This window comes from Aliivibrio sifiae (assembly GCF_002954705.1).
Lineage (GTDB): Bacteria > Pseudomonadota > Gammaproteobacteria > Enterobacterales > Vibrionaceae > Aliivibrio > Aliivibrio sifiae_A.
This window is the reverse complement of the sequence record NZ_MSCO01000001.1, coordinates 411,666-430,045: the sequence shown is the minus strand read 5'-3', so window position 1 is coordinate 430,045 and position 18,380 is coordinate 411,666. Positions and strand designations below refer to the sequence as shown.

Below are 18,380 nucleotides of genomic sequence, written 5' to 3'. Positions count from 1 at the left end.
TGATTATTCTTGTAACTAAATATCGAAATCGATAACAGTTACAAAAAAATAATGGTGCGCCAGGGAGGATTCGAACCTCCGACCGCCTGGTTCGTAGCCAGGTACTCTATCCAGCTGAGCTACTAGCGCACAATAATTCTTTTCCGTTCTTGCTGAATAAACCAACATGAACAAATAATGGCGGTGAAGGAGGGATTCGAACCCTCGATGCGGCTATAAACCGCATACTCCCTTAGCAGGGGAGCGCCTTCAGCCTCTCGGCCACCTCACCGTTTTATATTTCGCTTAATTCGTGATTATCTGCAAACAACCACTATTATTGACAAATAAATTTATCAATAAAAATAATGGTGCGCCAGGGAGGATTCGAACCTCCGACCGCCTGGTTCGTAGCCAGGTACTCTATCCAGCTGAGCTACTAGCGCACAATAATTTTTTTATTCTTGCTGACCATAAAGATCAACATGAATCAATAATGGCGGTGAAGGAGGGATTCGAACCCTCGATGCGGCTATAAACCGCATACTCCCTTAGCAGGGGAGCGCCTTCAGCCTCTCGGCCACCTCACCGTCTTGAGGAGGCACATATTACGGTTTACCAAAAATATGTCAATGACTTTTTTAGTAAAAAATAACGCTTTTTGTTCAACAGCCTATGAAATAACCAAAATGAGCAAAAATAGAACGTTATACGTAGTTTGCACCTCTATTTTCTGTTTATTTATCTGTTCTAAAACAGATAAAAATAAACAAGGCTGACAACGTCAGCCTAATTCATACGAATTAAAAGTTACCTTGTGAAGCAGCTGGTGTTCCTTTTTCCGCTTGAATGCGCATATAAATCTCTTCACGGTGTACAGATACTTCTTTAGGTGCGTTAACACCAATACGTACTTGGTTGCCTTTAACGCCTAGTACAGTAACTGTTACTTCGTCACCAATCATTAGAGTTTCACCTACACGGCGAGTCAAAATTAGCATTCGAATGCTCCTTGAGTTATCTCAGTATTATAATAAATGTATGTATTGTCGGTTATCGCTTATTTTCATAAACGTCTCTGCTCAAGAAACAGCGATCATAAGGTTATTATCTTGTGATTGCTCTGTAATAACAAACGTTTTGTGTAAAATTTCTGCCGCTCGTTGTAAATCAGCTTGATTCACGATAACTGACACACTTTTCGGCTCTATATCATATTGATAAATATCAATACTATTCACCATTAGTTGATTGCAAGCAGAGTCTGCCATCCCTTCAACATTATCCCCAACCAACGTCAGAATTGATAAGCTACTAATATTGCGTATTTTTGTATTAAATGCCAGTTTCAATTGTAAAAAAGTTGCTTTTGGCACAACAATTTGAAAACAATCACACCTTTCATCTAACACTTTATATTGTTTATATAGCTCTCTTTGTTCCTTTGCTGAAATACCTTCGCATTCAACAAGAAAGAGATCTTGTTTTAAAGCTAATCCAGTTACAGCTAAAACTTCTTTTGGATTCTCACAGATAAGGGTCCCTTCCCCATCATCAAAAGAAGATAAAACTCTCAACGTTACCGATGAGTTCCAAGCATGAGTAACAGAGTGCTCTTGAAGAACCTTAGCGCCTGACTTAGCTAATACATGCATATCAGAGAAAGAAACTTCTTTTAAGCGGCGAGTATTAGAAACAAAACGAGGATCTGAAGAATAAACACCATCAACATCCGTAAAGATCTGACATTCATCTGCATTTAATGCAGCAGCTAAAGCAACTGCAGTGGTATCAGAGCCACCTCTACCTAATGTGGTAATGTTGCCTATCCTATCTCGACCTTGGAACCCAGCCACAATAACCACGTAGCCTTTATTTAACCACTTTGTAATTAAATCAGTTTCAATATATTCAATTGTTGCGTCGTTAAAGACAGCGTTTGTCTGAATTCCAGCTTGATCTGCCGTTAAAGAAATCGCCTTGATGCCCTTTTGGGTTAAAGACATGGCTAATAATGCAATAGAAACCTGTTCTCCTGCTGAAAGCAGCATATCTAACTCACGAGGTTCTGGAACCTCGCTAATTTGATTTGCTAAATTCATTAAGCGATTAGTTTCACCTGCCATAGCAGAAACAGCAACAACGACATTATGCCCCTGTTGCTGAGTTGAGATGATACGTTCAGATACCGATTGGATCCTTTCAATAGACCCAACCGATGTACCACCGTATTTTTGTACGATTAATGCCACTGATACGACCTATTACAGACGCTCAGTTAGCCAAGCTTCAACAGAAACAAGTGCCGCTGGTAATGCCTCAGTATCAGTACCGCCAGCTTGAGCCATGTCTGGACGACCGCCGCCTTTGCCACCAACTTGTTGTGCTACCATGTTGACTAACTCACCTGCTTTAACTTGACCGATAAGATCCTTAGTTACGCCAGCAATCAAACTTACTTTTCCATTTGAAACGTTAGCTAATAAAACAACACCGCTACCAATTTGGTTTTTAGCGTTATCAACCATAGTACGTAGATTCTTACTATCAGCGCCATCTAAAGCTGCAATTAATACCTTGGTACCTGCAATTTCTTGCAATTTACCCATAATATTTGCACTTTCAGCAGCTGCTACTTTTTCTTGAAGTAATTGAATTTCTTTTTCAAGTTGTTTCGCTTTTGTTGCTGCTTCAATTAGTTTTTTATCTGCCGCTTTTTGTTGAGCTTCAATTGCATCTAGTGCTGCTTCACCGGTAACCGCTTCAATACGACGAATACCCGCTGCGATACCACCTTCCGAAGTGATTTTAAATAAACCAATATCTCCAGTGCTTGATGCATGAATACCACCACATAATTCAGTTGAGAATTTCCCCATAGAAAGTACACGAACTTCATCATCGTACTTCTCACCAAACAGAGCCATTGCGCCTTTTTCTTTTGCAGCATCAATGTCCATTAGATTTGTTTCAATCTCATGGTTCAAACGAATTTGTTGGTTAACAATGCGCTCAACTTTACGTAGTTCTTCAGCTTTTACGCCTTCAAGGTTAGAAAAGTCAAAACGTAAGCTTTCAGCTTTAACTAATGACCCTTTTTGAGTTACGTGCTCACCTAATACTTCACGAAGTGCTGCGTGTAATAGATGCGTAGCTGAGTGGTTTAGAGTAATCGCAGTACGACGTTCTCCATCAACTTGAGCCATTGCACTATCAGCCGTTGATAATACGCCTTCAACTAACTTACCGTGATGACCAATAGCATTACCTACTTTTTGAGTATCGGTAACAACAAATTTACCCGCTTCAACAGTAATAATACCAGCATCACCAGATTGACCGCCTGACTCAGCATAGAACGGCGTCACATCTAAAATTAGAATCGCGTCATCGCCAGCAGAAAGAGTTTCAACAGCTTCGCCTTCACGGAAAATCTCTAGAACTGTCGCTTTAGCTTCAGTCGAGTTATAACCATGGAATTCGGTCTCTGATTCTACCTTGATAACAGCATTATAATCAGTACCAAATTGGCCTGCTTCGCGAGCACGTTGACGCTGCTCTTCCATCGCTTTTTCAAAACCATCTTCATCGATAGTTAATTCACGTTCACGAGCAACATCATTAGTTAAATCTGCAGGGAAACCGTAAGTATCATAAAGTTTAAATACCGTTTCTCCATCAAGAACAGTACCTTCTAGGTTATCTAACGCTTCGTTTAGAATCACCATGCCACGCTCAAGCGTACGGCCAAAGTTCTCTTCTTCAATCTTAAGTACTTTTTCTACTAGTGCTTGTTGCTTTTTAAGCTCTTCACCAGCCGTACTCATGATTTCAGCTAACGGGCCAACTAGTTTATAGAAGTAAGAACCTTTAGCGCCTAGCTTGTTACCGTGACGTACTGCGCGACGAATAATACGACGTAATACGTAACCACGGCCTTCATTTGACGGCATAACGCCATCAACAATTAAATAAGAACAAGAACGGATGTGATCAGCAACAACACGTAAAGATTGGTTTGAAAGATCATCATAACCAACCACTTTTGCCGTTTCTTTAATTAATGTTTGGAAGATATCGATTTCATAGTTCGAGTGAACACCTTGCATGATTGCAGCAATACGCTCAATACCCATACCTGTATCTACTGATGGTTTTGGAAGTGGTTCCATAGTGCCATCAGCTTGACGGTTGAACTGCATGAAAACGTTATTCCAGATCTCAATGAAACGGTCGCCGTCTTCTTCAGGAGTTCCAGGGCGGCCACCCCAAATATGTTCACCGTGATCGTAGAAAATTTCAGTACAAGGACCACAAGGTCCTGTATCACCCATCTGCCAGAAGTTATCTGATGCATAAGGTGCGCCTTTGTTATCACCAATACGGACGATACGATCTACAGGAATACCCATTTCTTTATTCCAGATTTCGAATGCTTCGTCATCTGTTTCATAGATAGTCACTAACAGACGGTCAGCAGGAAGCTCTAAACGCTCAGTTAAGAATTCCCATGCATATTTAATCGCATCTTGCTTGAAGTAATCACCAAAGCTGAAGTTACCAAGCATTTCAAAGAAAGTATGATGACGAGCAGTAAAGCCTACGTTTTCTAAATCGTTATGCTTACCACCAGCACGAACACAACGTTGTGCTGTCGTTGCACGAGTGTAGTTACGCTTCTCTGAACCGAGGAAACAGTCCTTAAATTGGTTCATACCTGCATTGGTAAACAGAAGAGTTGGATCATTTGCTGGAACTAGAGAAGAACTCTCAACAATTTGGTGTCCTTTGCTTTCAAAAAAAGCAAGAAACGCACGGCGGATCTCGTCAGTGCTCATATACATGTGGATATTCCTGATTGAATCGTAGTTTAACTCACCCTTGTACTCAGTTAAGCCAAGCAGTGTTTTTAAGACAGAATTTCGGATATTGTATACGCAAATGAGAGCGAAATATAGATTGAGAAGAGCGATCAAGGAAGGAAAGGGAAATAATTTTATTTGTGATTAGTACCGTCTCTTTTTACTAAACGTAAAAAAGCCAAACACAAAGGTTTGGCTTTCTATTATTTTATTGAGAATTGAATAAATTAAAACTCTTCGTTTTCTTCTTCAATTTTTTCTTCGATTTCAGGTTGTTCTTCTGCTGGTGTTAATAGCATTTCACGTAGTTTATGATCTAGCTCTGCTGCAATCTCTACATTCTCACGCATGAATTTAGACGCATTTGCTTTACCTTGACCTATTTTATCGCCGTTATAGCTGTACCAAGCACCCGCTTTATCTACAAGTTTATGCTTAACGCCTAAGTCAATTAACTCACCTTCACGGTTAAAACCTTTACCGTATAAGATTTGAGTTTCTGCTTGCTTAAATGGCGCTGCAATTTTGTTTTTAACTACTTTAATTCGAGTTTCGTTACCAACAACTTCATCACCATCTTTTACTGCACCAGTACGGCGGATATCAAGACGAACAGATGCATAGAACTTAAGTGCATTACCGCCCGTTGTTGTTTCTGGGTTACCAAACATCACACCAATTTTCATACGAATTTGGTTGATGAAAATACACATACAATTTGATTGTTTTAGGTTACCCGTTAACTTACGCATTGCTTGAGAAAGCATACGAGCTTGAAGACCCATGTGGCTATCGCCCATTTCACCTTCAATTTCAGCTTTCGGCGTTAGAGCAGCTACTGAATCGACAACGATTACATCAACAGCACCAGAACGAGCTAATGCATCAACGATTTCTAACGCTTGCTCACCAGTATCTGGTTGAGAACATAGTAATTGGTCAATATCTACACCCAGCTTTTGAGCGTAGATAGGGTCTAGTGCATGCTCTGCATCGATAAATGCACAGGTTTTACCTGCTTTTTGTGCTTGAGCAATTGCTTCTAGAGTCAGTGTTGTTTTACCTGATGACTCAGGACCGTAGATTTCTACGATACGCCCCATTGGTAAACCGCCAGCACCTAGAGCAATATCAAGAGATAAAGAACCAGTAGACACAGTCTCAACATCCATTGTGCGATTGTCGCCCAATTTCATGATTGAACCTTTACCAAATTGTTTTTCAATTTGACCTAATGCTGCGGCCAGTGCTTTTTTCTTGTTATCGTCCATTTGATTCTCCAGAATTCTAGAACACTAAATCAGTTAATAACCAGTAGTATACTGTCTATTCATACAGTGTCTATAGGCTTGTGATATTTTTTCTTATTTTTTCGAACACACGTTATAGTAAATAAACATAACAAATTGAATTAATTAAAATATTCCAATCGATTCTTTATTGTGAGAAATGCATATTCAATCGCACTTCGTCTTATTTCACTACGATCACCAGTAAAATACACAGTAGTTTCTTGGTGCCAATTCGTTTTATCTGCAAAACCAAAACATACAGTCCCAACAGGCTTATCTTCTGTTGCCCCTCCTGGACCTGCAATACCGCTAATTGACACACTAATATCAGCATGACTGTTACGTAACGTCCCTATTGCCATCTCTTTGACTACTGCTTCGCTCACTGCACCAAAAGCACTTAACGTATCTAAATTAACGCCTAATGATTCTTGTTTTGCTTCGTTACTGTAAGTCACAAAGCCTCGTTCAAACCAAACTGAACTTCCTGCATTTTCTGTTGCACAAAAAGCGACGCCACCACCAGTACAAGATTCTGCACAGGCCATCGTTTTACCTTGTTGCATTAATAGCTCACCAACTTTTTGTGCGAGTTGAGTATTTTTTGTCATATCCATTAGATTCTTTCCATCTTGATTCGAATTTTATTCATTCTATCTTTGATTGCCGTCTTGATTCACGTATTCTTAACGGCAAATATTCTCTCCATCTATTAGGTCTCGTTGTGGCAATAAAATCAACTGAAAAACACACCCCAATGATGCAACAGTACTTGCGTTTAAAATCTGAAAATCCGGATATCTTACTGTTCTATCGTATGGGCGATTTTTATGAACTTTTCTATGATGATGCCAAACGAGCGTCCCAACTGCTTGAGATATCGTTAACTAAACGCGGCTCGTCAGCAGGTGAACCTATCCCTATGGCAGGTCTTCCATATCATGCTGTTGAAGGTTACTTAGCAAAGCTTGTTCAACAAGGTGAATCTGTTGCTATCTGTGAGCAAATTGGCGATCCCGCAACAAGTAAAGGCCCTGTAGAGCGTAAAGTTGTTCGTATCGTAACGCCGGGGACCGTAACAGATGAAGCACTTCTTCCAGAACGCTTTGATAACCTAATTGCGGCTATTTATCATCATAAAGGTAAGTTTGGTTATGCCACATTAGACATTACTTCTGGTCGATTCAAAGTATCAGAACCTTCAACTGAAGAATCAATGCTGGCAGAGCTTCAACGAACCTCTCCTACTGAACTTTTATTTAGTGAAGATTTCGAGCCGGTACATTTACTAGAAAAGCGCAGCGGTAACCGTCGTCGCCCAGTATGGGAGTTTGAATTAGACACAGCTAAACAACAGTTGAACCAACAATTTGGCACTCGTGATCTTATTGGTTTTGGGGTTGAAAAGGCAGAGTTTGGATTGTGTGCTGCTGGCTGTTTAATTCAATACGTAAAAGACACGCAACGTACAACCTTACCTCACATTCGTTCTATTGTGATGGATCATCAAGATGACTCAGTGATCTTAGATGCCGCAACGCGTCGTAATTTAGAGATAACCCAAAATTTAGCGGGTGGCTTTAATCATACGTTATCTGAAGTTCTCGATCATACATCAACGGCGATGGGTAGCCGCCTGTTAAAACGTTGGTTACATCAACCAGTAAGAACTCATAATGTATTAAACCAACGCCTTGATGCGATTGGGGAATTAAAAGAGAGTGGATTATTCACAGAACTGGCTCCACAGCTAAAACAAATTGGTGATGTTGAACGAATTCTTGCACGCTTAGCTTTACGCTCTGCTCGTCCAAGAGATTTAGCTCGTTTACGTAATGCATTACAGCAATTACCTGAATTGGCACAAAGCACTAAAGAATTTGAACAATCTCATTTATTAGAGCTTGCTTCCCTTGCACAGCCTATTGATTCCATTTGTGAATTATTAGAACGAGCAGTAAAAGAGAACCCTCCCGTTGTTATCCGTGACGGTGGTGTCTTGGCTGATGGTTATAATGAAGAATTAGATCAATGGCGAGACTTGGCAAATGGGGCAACGTTATTCTTAGAGAAGTTAGAACAAGAAGAACGTGAACGTCATGATATTGATACTTTAAAGGTCGGCTATAACAACGTTCACGGTTTTTATATCCAGATAAGTAAAGGTCAAAGCCACAAAGCGCCAGCTCACTATGTGCGCCGTCAAACATTAAAAAATGCAGAGCGTTACATAATTCCTGAGCTTAAAGAGCACGAAGACAAAGTATTAAGCTCAAAATCAAAAGCTCTCGCAATAGAGAAAAAACTGTGGGAAGAACTATTTGATCAACTTCTGCCTCACTTAGAGCAACTTCAATTAATGGCCAATGCAATTTCTGAATTAGACGTACTAAGCAACCTTGCTGAGCGCGCTGACACCTTAAATTATTGCCGCCCTACCTTATCATCAGATATAGGAATGAAAATTGAAGGCGGTCGCCATCCAGTTGTTGAACAAGTGATGAGTGCCCCATTTATTGCCAACCCAATCAATTTAAATAATAACCGTAAAATGTTGATCATTACCGGACCAAACATGGGTGGTAAGTCAACGTATATGCGCCAAACAGCATTGATTGCTTTAATGGCTCATGTTGGTTGTTATGTTCCTGCCGATTCGGCTCAAATAGGCACATTAGATCGAATTTTTACTCGAATTGGAGCATCAGATGACCTTGCTTCTGGCCGCTCAACTTTCATGGTTGAAATGACAGAGACAGCAAACATACTTCATAATGCCACCAAACACAGTTTAGTTTTAATGGATGAAATTGGTCGCGGTACAAGTACTTATGATGGGCTATCTCTTGCTTGGGCAAGTGCCGAATGGCTAGCTACAAAAATTAATGCAATGACACTATTTGCAACTCATTACTTTGAATTAACTGAATTACCAAATTTATTTAATGGTTTAGCCAATGTCCATTTAGACGCCGTAGAACATGGTGATGAAATTGCCTTTATGCACGCAGTGCAAGATGGCGCAGCCAATAAATCTTACGGCCTAGCGGTTGCTTCACTGGCTGGCGTGCCAAAAACAGTCATCAAAAAAGCAAAACAAAAACTTCAACAACTTGAGAATGGGCAGCCTAAAAATCAACCATTAACAACAACTCAAGTAAAACAAGAGCATCAACTGTCTCTTATTCCTGAACCAAGTGAAGTTGAAGAAGCATTAGCAAAAGTGAATCCTGATGATTTATCTCCACGCCAAGCATTAGAAGAACTGTATCGTCTAAAAGCACTCTTGTAACTTCTATTTCCCCAATTGAATTAAGGCAATGATTTACTGTTATTGCCTTTTTTATACATTCCCTTTCCTTCTCTTTATTTTTTCCTATCTTATTTATATAAAAAGTATGATCTCTATAGAAAATTACCTCTCATTATTTTTAACTGAATTTGACTATTAACTCAAAAGGCCTTTTACTTAACATATATTTAACAATAAATAAGAACTATAAATTGCAGGATGCCGCCATGAGCCAATCATTATTCGATCACAATGCCAACCCACAACTCCCTCACGAGGCGATGCTTGAATGGGCTGAAAAAAAACCAAATGATATTTTCCTTCGTCAAATTAAAGAAAGAAATTTTGTTGATTACACTTTCTCAGAAGTTGTAGATAAAGCATTACGACTGGTTACTTCATTACAGCAACTTGGTATACAGCCAAAAGACAGAGTTGCTTTGATTTCTAAAAATTGTGCAGAATGGTTTATTACTGATTTAGCTTTAATGCTTGGGAATTTTATCAGTGTTCCTATTTTCCCAACTGCTGGGTTAGAGACAATTGAACATTGTTTAACGCATAGTGATAGTAAAGCGCTTATCGTTGGGAAACTCGATAATAATGAAGCAACAACGCAAGCCATACAAAATCTTCCTCAACTCTCTACTATCGCTTTTGATTATGATTCCGCGGCTTCGTGTCAGTATCAATTTGAGCAACTAATCCAAAATAACCCACCGTCCGAATTTAGACCCGACCATAATGACAATACATTAATGTCGATTGTCTATACCTCTGGAACTTCAGGGTTACCAAAAGGAGCAATGTTAACCTTTGGTGGATTCAGTCGCTCATCCAAGCACTTAGTTAATCATATTGGCATGAAGCCTGATGACCGATTATTTTCTTATTTGCCTCTCGCACATATTACAGAGCGAGTTTATATTTTAGGTTCAGCCTTCTTTGGCGGTATTCAAACAGCCTTCCCTGAATCTTTAGACACCTTTATCGATGATGTAAAAATGCATCGCCCAACGCTATTTATTTCTGTTCCACGATTATGGACGGTCTTCCAACAACGAATTCAAGATAAATTGCCTCAGAAAAAACTCAATATATTACTCAAAATCCCGTTTGTTAATAGCTTAATCAAACGTAAATTGGCTGATGGTTTAGGCTTAGATAAAGCTCGAGTTCTAGGTTGTGGATCTGCACCAGTTTCTGCCGGATTATTAAAATGGTATGAAAGCATTGGTTTAAATATTACTGAAGCATGGGGAATGACAGAAACATTTGCTTATAGCACGCTCAACCACCCTTACCGTTCAGATAAAGTTGGTACGGTTGGCTCAGCAGGTCCTGGCGTTGAATTAAAAATAGCAGCCGATGAAGAGATTTTAGTTCGAGGAGACGGACTCTTTGCGGGCTACTATAAAAATGATAAAGCAACAGCAGAAACGTTTAATCAAGAAGGTTGGCTACATACTGGAGATATTGGCTACATTGATTCTGAAGGGTTCTTAACAATACAAGGCCGTAAAAAAGACACATTCAAAACAGCTAAAGGGAAGTTTGTTGCTCCTGTTCCTATCGAAAAACGTATTTTTGATTTAAGTAACTTAGAAATGATGTGTCTTATTGGTTCTGGTCTACCTGGCCCCATTCTACTCGCAGTCCCTCATTCATATACAAACTTCGATCAAGCTCGTTACGAGCGAACAGCTCTCAAGAACTTAGATACCATCAATAGTGGCTTAGAGTCACACGAAAAACTAAAAGGTATACTAATGGTTAAAGAGGCTTGGAGTATAGAAAATGGCATTTTAACCCCAACACTAAAGATTAAACGTCATATTTTAGAGAAAAAGTATCATGACTTTGCTTCTGAATGGCCAAAAGATAAAAAAATAATCTGGGAATAAGCAATAAAACTCAAAGATAACATAAAATAAAATCAATCTAAAAACAAAAAAGACAGTAAACGGCTATAAAAACCACTTTACTGTCTTTTTTATTGAAAAAATAAAGAAAAAAATCGTCGATTGAATAATAAAAATAAAAAACACGTTAAATTTCATTGAATTCTTACAAATAAGCTAATCTAGTAAAAAATTGAGAATTAATAGCTTATTTATTAAAAATATAAAGTAAGGCAACCGTTTGTTATAAATAACAAACAATACAAAGATAAAAATAAAACAAACAAAATCAACAACTTAAATCAAATCAAACTACATACAAAGAATAGGGCCAACTTTTCCTTATTGACATTGTTATTATTTTCTTTAGACTCCTGTCCGTTTATCAAAATACTGACCAAAAAACATTCAGACAAACGGAGTTACACATGTCTCATGACAATGATTTCAGTTTAGGCCCTGTACCTAAGACCGCAAGAAAAGGCGTTGTTTCACTTACTTTAGTAATGCTTGGACTCACCTTTTTCTCTGCAAGTATGTGGACAGGGGGATCGTTAGGGACAGGACTCTCTTTTGATGATTTCTTCCTTGCTGTTCTCATTGGTAATTTAATTCTCGGTATTTACACTTCTTTTCTTGGCTACATCGGCGCTTCAACTGGTCTCTCTACTCATCTCCTAGCTCGTTTCTCTTTTGGTTCTAAAGGTTCTTGGATCCCCTCTTTACTTCTTGGCGGTACTCAAATCGGTTGGTTTGGTGTTGGTGTTGCGATGTTTGCAATCCCCGTCCACAAAGCAACAGGCATTGATACCAACGCATTAATCATAATATCAGGTCTATTAATGACGGTTACTGTTTATTTTGGTATCTCTGCATTAATGGTTCTTTCTATGATCGCCGTCCCAGCCATTGCGATTCTTGGTGGTTACTCGGTATTAACGGCTGTTGATAGTGTTGGTGGCATTACAGAGCTTCAAAAGATTCAGCCGACAGAGCCGATGGACTTTTCTGTTGCACTTGCCATGGTTGTAGGTTCATTCATTAGTGCAGGTACATTAACCGCTGATTTTGTTAGGTTTGGAAAAAAACCAATGGGCGCAGTTGCTATCACCATGATTGCCTTCTTTATCGGTAATTCATTAATGTTCATCTTTGGTGCAGCTGGTGCAGCGGTAACTGGTCAGTCTGATATTTCAGAAGTAATGATAGCTCAAGGTCTACTGATCCCAGCAATCATCGTATTAGGTTTAAATATCTGGACAACTAACGATAACGCCCTTTACGCATCAGGTCTTGGCTTCTCAAATATCACAGGCTTACCAAGTAAATATATTTCAATGCTTAATGGGTTAATTGGTACTGTTTGTGCATTATGGTTATATAATAACTTTGTTGGCTGGTTAGCTTTCCTATCAATAGCTATCCCACCAATTGGAGGGGTTATCATCGCTGACTTCTTTATGAATCGTAAGCGTTACATGGATTTTGAAAACGCAAAATTTCAAACGATTAACTGGGCAGGTATAATCGCTGTTGCTATTGGGGTTGCTGCTGGTAATTTCCTACCTGGTGTGGTTCCTGTAAACGCAGTTTTTGGTAGCGCACTAAGTTATCTAGTACTTAACCCTCTTTTAAACAAAGAAAAAGCATCTAAAACAGAAGCTGCATAGAAGAATTCTTATGACTAATTTATTAATTAAAAATGTGGCATTACGAAACCAAGAAGGGTTATTCCAAATCTTGATCCAAGATGGTCAATTCAAAACTATCGTATCAAATGAGCAAGATCTTGCTTTTTCAGGTGATACCTTAGATGCAGAGGGCGGTCTTGCCAATGCACCATTTTGTGAGCCTCATGTTCACTTAGATACGACTCAAACTGCAGGTGAGCCAAGCTGGAATATCTCAGGTACTCTTTTTGAAGGGATTGAACGTTGGTCTGAGCGTAAAAAAATTCTAACCATTGAAGATGTTAAGAGTCGCGCTAAACAAACACTTAAATGGCAAATCGCGAATGGCATTCAACACGTTCGTACCCATGTAGACGTGTCTGATCCAACATTAATAGCACTAAAAGCAATGCTTGAAGTAAAAGAAGAGATGAAAGAATGGGTTGATATCCAGATCGTCGCTTTTCCTCAAGAGGGCATTCTTTCTTACCCAAATGGTAAAGAGTTATTAGAAAAAGCAGTTCAGCTTGGTGCTGATGTTATTGGTGCAATCCCGCACTTTGAGTTTACTCGTGAGTACGGTATTGAATCTCTGCATTACGTTTTTGAACTGGCACAAAAATACGATCGTTTGATCGACGTTCATTGTGATGAAATTGATGATGAACAATCACGTTTTGTTGAAACCCTAGCTGCACTTGCTCATAAGTTTAATATGGGTGAAAAAGTCACAGCAAGCCATACGACAGCAATGCATTCTTATAATGGTGCCTACGCCTCTCGTTTATTCCGTTTGTTGAAAATGTCAGGCATCAACTTTATTGCAAACCCACTAGTGAATATTCACTTACAAGGGCGCTTTGATGACTATCCTAAACGTCGTGGCATTACCCGCGTTAAAGAGATGCTTGCAAGCGATATCAACGTCTGTTTTGGTCACGATGATGTATTTGACCCATGGTACCCACTAGGTACAGCAAATATGCTACAAGTACTGCATATGGGACTGCATGTTTGTCAAATCATGGGTTACGAGCAAATCAATCAAGGTCTTGACCTAATTAGCTATAAATCAGCAAGAACGCTAAATATTCAAGATAACTATGGCATTGAAGAAGGCAAACCAGGTAATTTAATTATTTTACCTGCCGAAAATGGCTTTGATGCACTTCGTCGCCAAGTTCCTGTTCGTTACTCGATCCGTCAAGGTAATGTGATTTCAGAAACTCAACCAGCAACAACGACCATCACTTTAGATAAACCAGAAGTAGTGTCATTTAAGCGTTAATTGGAAGTTCAATAATCAAATACCAATGGGAGCCTTTGTGCTCCCATTTTTTATGAATATTCTTTAGGGTGAATGCTATACTTACCCTAATTCAAGATAAATGGCGATATTATGACACAGCAAAATAACCCGCTTCACGGTTTGACCCTGCAGGCAATCTTAACAGAATTAGTTGAACATTACGGTTGGGAGGAATTAAGCTACATGGTTAATATCAATTGTTTTAAATCTGATCCTACCATTAAATCGAGTTTGAAATTTTTGCGAAAAACCGAATGGGCGCGAGTGCGAGTAGAGAATATCTATTTGAAACTTCAACGTCATAAAGAAAAAGCAGCAAAATTAAATTAATTTAAATATTCAATCGATTAAAAACAAAAAGCCCCGTAAGTTTTCACTTACGGGGCTTTTTTAATTAAAGAGCGTTAGCCAGAATTACTTCTTAGCGTTAGCTTCTTTAACATCAGCAATTACTTGCTCTGCTACGTTCATTGGACAAGGTGCGTAGTGAGAGAACTCCATAGAGAACTGACCACGACCAGAAGTCATTGTACGTAGTGAACCGATGTAACCAAACATTTCTGAAAGAGGGATATCAGCTTTAACACGAACACCAGTTACGCCAGCCATTTGGTCTTTGATCATGCCACGACGACGGTTAAGGTCACCAATTACATCACCAACGTGATCATCTGGAGTGAACACATCTACAGCCATGATTGGTTCTAGAAGTTGAGCACCAGCTTTAGGCATAGATTGACGGAATGCACCTTTCGCTGCGATTTCAAATGCTACTGCAGATGAATCGACTGCGTGGAAACCACCATCTAGAAGTTCGATTTCAACGTCAAGAACAGGGAAGCCAGCAAGAACACCAGTATCCATCATGCCTTTGAAGCCTTTCTCGATTGCAGGCCAGAATTCTTTAGGTACGTTACCACCCACTACAGAAGACTTGAATGAGAAGCCTGAACCAACTTCACCTGGCTTCATAACGTAATCGATCTTACCGAATTGACCAGAACCACCAGATTGTTTCTTATGCGTGTAGCTATCTTCAACAGGTTGAGTGATAGTTTCACGGTAAGCAACTTGAGGTTGACCAACAGTAAGGTCTACACCGTATGTACGACGAAGGATATCAACCTTAATGTCTAGGTGAAGCTCACCCATACCTTTAAGGATTGTTTCGCCAGTTTCTTCGTCAGTTTCAACTTGGAAAGATGGATCTTCTGCAACCATTTTACCGATAGCAATACCCATTTTCTCAGTACTGCCTTTATCTTTAGGCGTTACTGCGATAGAGATTACTGGTACAGGGAAAACCATTGGCTCAAGCGTTACTGCGTGCTTAACATCACATAGAGTGTGACCAGTTTGCACGTTTTTCATACCTACGATAGCGATGATATCACCAGCTTGTGCGTAAGTTAATTCGTTACGATCATTCGCTTGCATCTCAACCATACGGCCAACACGCTCAGTTTTACCTGTGAATGAGTTAAGAATTGTATCGCCTTTGTTCAGTTTACCAGAGTAAATACGAACAAAAGTTAGAGCACCAAAACGGTCATCCATGATTTTGAATGCTAGCGCTTTGAATGTTTCATCAACAGAAACGATAGCGTGTTCGCCAGTTTCTTCGCCTTCTTCGTTCATTAGCGGTTGTGGATCTACTTCTGTAGGAGAAGGTAGGTAATCAACAACAGCATCAAGGATTAATTGCATACCCTTATTTTTGAACGCAGAACCACAGAATGCAGGGAAGAAGTCCATTGTGCGAGTACCCTTACGGATACATACTTTAAGTTGCTCAATAGTTGGCTCTTCGCCTTCCATGTATGCTTCCATTAGGTCGTCGTCTTGCTCAACAGCAGTTTCAACTAGCATTTCACGGTATTCTTCTACTTGATCAACCATGTCCGCAGGAACATCAGTGATTTCGTAGTTTTCAGGAAGACCAGAGTCATCCCAAACGTATGCTTTACGAGTTAGAAGGTCTACAACACCAACGAAATCGTCTTCGATACCGATAGGTAGAACCATAACTAGTGGGTTAGCACCTAGTACGTCTTTAGTTTGCTTAACAACACGGAAGAAGTCAGCACCCATACGGTCTAGTTTGTTAACGAAAATAATACGTGCAACTTCTGATTCGTTCGCGTAACGCCAGTTAGTTTCTGATTGAGGTTCAACACCACCAGAACCACAGAATACACCGATACCACCGTCAAGTACTTTAAGAGAACGGTAAACTTCTACTGTGAAGTCAACGTGTCCCGGAGTATCGATAACGTTAAAACGGTGATCTTTCCAGAAACAACTTACAGCTGCTGATTGGATAGTAATTCCGCGCTCAGCTTCCTGTTCCATGAAGTCAGTAGTAGATTCGCCATCATGAACTTCACCAGTTTTGTGGATCTGACCAGTAAGTTTTAGGATACGTTCAGTTGTGGTAGTTTTACCCGCATCAACGTGCGCGAAAATACCAATATTTCTGTATTTTGATAAATCAGTCATTGTTTTACTCTATTAATAGGATAGAAAATGCGCGCAGAGTATAACATAAACTGCCAATTGGTATATGCTTTGTTCTATTTTTGGATAGAATTTAGCCCAATTAGCCCCTACTTACTTTCTGCTATGGCAAATTATAGACGAATTTACACAATTTCAAATACAAAGAATAGTGAAAATTCGTAATTATTATCGATTATAGCTCATCGAAGGCATCAATTGCCTCTGATAATTTCTTCACACCATGAATTTGCATGCCTTCAATACCGCCTTTAGGCATATTGGCAGCAGGAACAATCGCGCGTTTAAAACCATGTTTATAGGCTTCCATTAAACGCTCTTGTCCACTTGGTACTGGTCGAATTTCGCCAGCCAACCCGACTTCACCAAAAACCACTACATCTTTTGGCAATGGGCGATCTTTGAAACTGGATAATAATGCCATGATTAAAGCTAAGTCAGCACTGGTTTCTGCCACTTTGACACCACCAACAACGTTAACAAAAACATCTTGGTCGGCCATCTGTAACCCACCATGTTTATGAAGTACAGCAAGTAACATTGATAGTCTATTTTGATCTAAACCAACAGAGACACGGCGAGGATTTGATAATTGAGAATAATCAACTAGCGCTTGTATCTCTACAAGCAGAGGACGAGTTCCCTCCCAAACAACCATCACTGAGCTGCCTGATGTTTCTTCTTCACCACGAGATAAAAAAATAGCAGAAGGGTTATTAACCTCTTTTAATCCCTGCCCTGTCATAGCAAATACACCAAGCTCATTCACAGCACCAAAACGATTTTTATTACAACGTAATGTTCTAAAACGGCTATCGGCACTACCATCAAGCAATACTGAACAGTCAATAATATGTTCGAGAACTTTTGGCCCAGCTAATGTACCGTCTTTTGTTACGTGCCCAACAAGGAAAATAGAGACATTATTTTGCTTTGCATAACGCGTTAAGGTTGTTGCAGATTCCCTCACTTGAGAAACACTACCTGGTGAAGACTGTACATCATCGACATGCATTACCTGAATTGAATCGATAACCATTATTTTAGGTTTTTCTTTTTCTGCGATCTGGCAAATTTTATCAATGCTGGTTTCAGATAACATTTTTAAATTATCTTTTGGCAATCCTAGTCGAGATGCTCGCATCGCTACTTGTTGAAGCGACTCCTCACCAGTGATATACAGGGTAGGCATGTGTGCGGCTAATTGACACATGGTTTGCAATAACAGCGTTGATTTACCAGCGCCAGGATTACCACCAATCAAAATAGCAGCTCCCGGAACAATGCCACCACCGAGTACCCTATCAAACTCTTTAAATGTAGTCGTAAACCTAGGGACTTCTTGCAGATCAATACTCGATAGAGATTGCACTGTCGATTCTATAGTAGAACCAGCATAACCACCTATTAACCGCTCATTTCGAGCAACTTGAGGAGAAGCAGCCAATCTTACTTCTGTTATCGTGTTCCACGCCCCACAAGCACTACACTGCCCTTGCCAACGAGGGAAGTCTGCCCCACAATCATTACAAACGTAGGCTCGTTTTGCTTTTGCCAT

General features: G+C 39.7%; 12 protein-coding genes and 4 tRNA genes. 5 read left to right on the top strand and 11 right to left on the bottom strand.

Going from position 1 to position 18,380, the window contains the following annotated elements; all coding sequences use genetic code 11:
* Window positions 1-52: 52 nt before the first annotated feature.
* The 9 genes from BTO22_RS01985 to BTO22_RS01945 form a co-directional block, all read right to left on the bottom strand.
* Window positions 53-129 (bottom strand) — tRNA-Arg (locus BTO22_RS01985).
* 49 nt (window positions 130-178) lie between these two features.
* Window positions 179-271 (bottom strand) — tRNA-Ser (locus BTO22_RS01980).
* Window positions 272-348: 77 nt separating this feature from the next.
* A tRNA-Arg gene (locus BTO22_RS01975) sits at window positions 349-425 on the bottom strand.
* A 51-nt stretch (window positions 426-476) separates the two neighbouring features.
* A tRNA-Ser gene (locus tag BTO22_RS01970) sits at window positions 477-569 on the bottom strand.
* 213 nt (window positions 570-782) lie between these two features.
* Window positions 783-980: a carbon storage regulator CsrA gene (gene csrA / locus BTO22_RS01965; protein ID WP_005417777.1), complete on the bottom strand. Its 198-nt coding sequence runs from the start codon at window positions 978-980 to the stop codon at window positions 783-785.
* A gap of 81 nt (window positions 981-1,061) precedes the next feature.
* Window positions 1,062-2,231: an aspartate kinase gene (locus BTO22_RS01960; protein WP_105054066.1), complete on the bottom strand. Its 1,170-nt coding sequence runs from the start codon at window positions 2,229-2,231 to the stop codon at window positions 1,062-1,064.
* Window positions 2,232-2,243: 12 nt separating this feature from the next.
* Entirely contained in the window at window positions 2,244-4,823 is a 2,580-nt protein-coding gene (gene alaS, locus BTO22_RS01955; RefSeq protein WP_105054065.1) for an alanine--tRNA ligase, read from the bottom strand.
* Between the two features lie 245 nt (window positions 4,824-5,068).
* On the bottom strand, window positions 5,069-6,112 hold the full coding sequence (gene recA, locus BTO22_RS01950; protein WP_105054064.1) for a recombinase RecA: 1,044 nt from the start codon (window positions 6,110-6,112) through the stop codon (window positions 5,069-5,071).
* Window positions 6,113-6,252: 140 nt separating this feature from the next.
* Window positions 6,253-6,750 carry a CinA family protein gene (locus BTO22_RS01945; RefSeq protein WP_105054063.1) on the bottom strand — a complete coding sequence of 166 codons (498 nt, stop codon included), beginning with the start codon at window positions 6,748-6,750 and terminating at the stop codon, window positions 6,253-6,255.
* A 113-nt stretch (window positions 6,751-6,863) separates the two neighbouring features.
* On the opposite strand from BTO22_RS01945, the gene mutS reads away from it, so the two are divergent.
* The 5 genes from mutS (at window position 6,864) to BTO22_RS01920 (ending at window position 14,635) form a co-directional block, all read left to right on the top strand.
* On the top strand, window positions 6,864-9,425 hold the full coding sequence (gene mutS / locus BTO22_RS01940; RefSeq protein WP_181044602.1) for a DNA mismatch repair protein MutS: 2,562 nt from the start codon (window positions 6,864-6,866) through the stop codon (window positions 9,423-9,425).
* Window positions 9,426-9,652: 227 nt separating this feature from the next.
* On the top strand, window positions 9,653-11,329 hold the full coding sequence (locus BTO22_RS01935) for an AMP-binding protein (protein WP_105054062.1): 1,677 nt from the start codon (window positions 9,653-9,655) through the stop codon (window positions 11,327-11,329).
* A gap of 425 nt (window positions 11,330-11,754) precedes the next feature.
* Window positions 11,755-12,996: a cytosine permease gene (gene codB, locus BTO22_RS01930; RefSeq protein ID WP_105054061.1), complete on the top strand. Its 1,242-nt coding sequence runs from the start codon at window positions 11,755-11,757 to the stop codon at window positions 12,994-12,996.
* Window positions 12,997-13,006: 10 nt separating this feature from the next.
* Window positions 13,007-14,284, top strand: a complete 1,278-nt coding sequence (locus BTO22_RS01925) for a cytosine deaminase (protein ID WP_105054060.1) — start codon at window positions 13,007-13,009, stop codon at window positions 14,282-14,284.
* A gap of 111 nt (window positions 14,285-14,395) precedes the next feature.
* Window positions 14,396-14,635 (top strand): VF530 family protein, encoded by a 240-nt coding sequence (locus BTO22_RS01920; RefSeq protein ID WP_105054059.1) that lies wholly within the window; start codon window positions 14,396-14,398, stop codon window positions 14,633-14,635.
* An 84-nt stretch (window positions 14,636-14,719) separates the two neighbouring features.
* Here BTO22_RS01920 and fusA read toward each other — a convergent pair whose 3' ends face one another.
* Entirely contained in the window at window positions 14,720-16,804 is a 2,085-nt protein-coding gene (gene fusA / locus BTO22_RS01915; RefSeq protein WP_105054058.1) for an elongation factor G, read from the bottom strand.
* A 193-nt stretch (window positions 16,805-16,997) separates the two neighbouring features.
* Window positions 16,998-18,380, bottom strand: a complete 1,383-nt coding sequence (gene radA, locus BTO22_RS01910; RefSeq protein ID WP_105054057.1) for a DNA repair protein RadA — start codon at window positions 18,378-18,380, stop codon at window positions 16,998-17,000.